General features: G+C 39.4%; 4 protein-coding genes. All 4 read left to right on the forward strand.

Going from position 1 to position 2,913, the window contains the following annotated elements:
• The coding region (locus ACWVCM_RS08565) for a hypothetical protein (protein ID WP_455201320.1) at window positions 1–182 on the forward strand (182 nt) is incomplete at its 5' end.
• A 40-nt stretch (window positions 183–222) separates the two neighbouring features.
• Window positions 223–531 (forward strand): hypothetical protein, encoded by a 309-nt coding sequence (locus ACWVCM_RS08570; protein ID WP_455201321.1) that lies wholly within the window; start codon window positions 223–225, stop codon window positions 529–531.
• 91 nt (window positions 532–622) lie between these two features.
• The gene (locus ACWVCM_RS08575; RefSeq protein ID WP_455201322.1) at window positions 623–1,270 is read left to right on the forward strand and encodes a metallophosphoesterase; all 648 of its coding nucleotides are present in this window, start codon (window positions 623–625) and stop codon (window positions 1,268–1,270) included.
• Window positions 1,271–1,331: 61 nt separating this feature from the next.
• Window positions 1,332–2,051 (forward strand): TusE/DsrC/DsvC family sulfur relay protein, encoded by a 720-nt coding sequence (locus tag ACWVCM_RS08580; RefSeq protein ID WP_455201323.1) that lies wholly within the window; start codon window positions 1,332–1,334, stop codon window positions 2,049–2,051.
• The last annotated feature ends 862 nt before the right edge of the window (window positions 2,052–2,913 follow it).

The raw sequence follows: 2,913 nt of genomic DNA on the forward strand, positions 1-2,913 counted from the left end.
ACAATGCCAATGGTGTTTTCATGATTGGCATTAATACAGGGTCATGCACAATAGCCAGTCAGAGTTTAATTGGCCTGGATGATAGAGAATATGGTGTTATCGAAACTAAAGAAAATATTACGGTTTGGTTCGATATCACAGAAATTAAAAAGACTTTAGATAATAAATTACTATTTGAGTAGTTGGAAAAACGTCCGGTCATTATAATGGTTAAACGTAGTTATGAATGATCCTTTAGAAACCAGAAAATCATGGTTTGTTGAATGTCAGTTATCGAATGCTGCCCAGTTTCTTTCTGAACCATCTAAATATAATCCACCTAAATATGGTATAGGGGAATACAAATTTAATTTGCGAAGGTATGAACTGGAGAAATCAATGATAGAGTTAGAGATGCTCGCATTGAAAATCGGTTGTAAGTCAGGATTCTGGAGAAGATTGCAAAGAGTTGCGGAGGATCTTGATACGCAAGCAAAGGCCGGACAGTATGAAAGAGAATTTCATAAAGCCTTGGCGGCACGCAACGCATAACCATTCGTTCAAGTCCGTGAACGCCAAAACCGCCTCACGGTATTCTGTCGCTACTTAGCTCTAGCCAATAACACAAATAAGATCATTGTAAATGAAACTCCATATATTGTCAGATTTGCACCGAGATCTCGCAGGAGATGTAGAAATCCCCGCATTAGATACCGATTTAGTATTACTTGCTGGAGATATAGATGGTGGCTTTGATAGTCTGAGCTGGGCTATGGGTACATTTACGATACCGACGCTTTTTGTATTAGGTAACCATGAAACCTTACCTGGCAACATCGAAAAGCTGGAGAAGTTCAGAGAAAAATCAAAAAATTCCGTTGTTACAGTTCTTGAAAATGATACCCTGGAAATAAATGGGGTGCGTTTTCTAGGTTGTACACTGTGGGCGCCAACCAATCAGAGAATGCGTGCCGCAATGAATAACTCCATTGAATGGCTTCGCGAAATGCTATCCAAAGAATATAATGGAAAAACGGTGGTTATCACGCATTACCCCCCATTGCACCAATCACTTTCACCAGAAGTGCTCATGGATGAAGGTTTAGCAAATAGACTCTCTGTAGATTTGCGTGACTTAATCGTGTCATCAAATATATCACTTTGGGTGCATGGGCACGTTCACAGCAAGCAGGACTATATATGTGGTAAAACTAGAATCGTATGTAACCCTCGCGGATATGCTGACATGGTTGAGCCGGAATTCAACACCAACTTCAGTGTAGAAATTTGATAGTTTACTAATCGATTAACGAAAAAAGAATCAGCTTCCATTAATGCTTATGCGACTAACCATGAAAGCAAAACTAATACAAACTGAAGGTGAATGGGCAGAATCTATTATTGATACAGAACAAGGTCGTTTTTTTGTAATAGACGAATTCAGCTACGGTAAAGAGGATGTTGGAAAAGAATTTGATATACGGTTGCTGGCCAGGAGCAGTCATCCATGGCAAAAGTGGAAAGAGATTGCAGGATCTAATCCTGAAAAGAAAGACGAATTGGTTCATGTTAATTACTCATATTACAGATGTTATGGGAAAGTTGTTTCACTCGACCCGTTAATTGTCGAATGTAATTCTTTTCAGGTGACGGATCCTTTTAGTCGATATAATTCAACATGTATGGGTAAATATGTTTGCCTGGACGTCAGGTTATATGCAAAAAGTACCGATATTAAAAAACTGATAACAGAGTCGGGTTATCTGGGGAACATTGAAGACTGGACCCCGCAATTCGTGGAGTTCTCGGCAAATAGAGATGGTTTGACATTGACCGAGGATCACTGGGTGTTGATTAAATATATTCATGAATATGGTCTGGAACATGATATTGCCCCGAGCCTGAAAACAGCAAGGAAGGACCTCGGAACAAATCCGAAGTTATCTGACAGGCTGAAGCGGTTAATAATGCTCGGAAGAAAGAAATTCTATACTGACTTAAAGGAATTGTTTCCCGATGGCGTCAACCAGATGTGCAAGTATGCTGGTTTATCGCAAATTACAGGGGAATGACTATATCAGCTATATTCGGGTTGGACCTTGGAAACCCGTGATATGTGTTTTATTGTAATATTATTATCTTATTAGATTGGTTGTTTTTACCTATAAAAACCGGCTTTTTGGAGGCAAAAACACTGCTTTAAGGATGAATTTGCGCGCTATATTAGCCGTTGATAAATAAAAACCGCTCCAGAGAACAACTGTTTTTAATATAAGCCAGGATGGGTGCGTACAACGCCCCAGTTGATCTGCACTGTCTGCTATTCAAAGACAGTGAAAATGATTGTATGTAAAAACGAAATGCGTTGTGTAAATTGGCTTTAGCACACGTAACCTGGTGCGCAGAACGGACCTTATATACCTAATCCCTAGTTGTTTGAAAATCGCAATGTCTGCTTACAGAATTTCTCTCTAGTTTTAAATGACCGTTCATTGTGAAATTTGTCGAATCTACGTCAAATACAGTTAATGGCTCCTTACGTTAAGTTGCCATTTACTGATAGATATAATTTAGAAATTTTAAAAATAATGCACCTTTTTGCAGCAAACCCGCTCTCAAGTCGTATACTGAGCATGATGGAGAGAGTAGGGAAAGTGACTGAACGTTGGTCAGAGTGAAAGGATTTGAACCTTCGACCCCCGCCTCCCGAACGCGCTCAAATAGTGTACATGATCAGTAAGTTACAATCTAAGTTATTGAACAACAGTCACATTCAATCACAGTGTTTTCCCGCCTGATTTCTATAGTTCCCCCCTATACTGACCCAAGAGTGGCCCATAAACGCAGCGGGTATATGCATCACCTTTGAACAAAATTAAGACAAGGCAATATCTAATAGTAAGCATAGCAATCTAGTTTTACTGTAAGTCGACA

This window comes from Kaarinaea lacus (assembly GCF_975902315.1).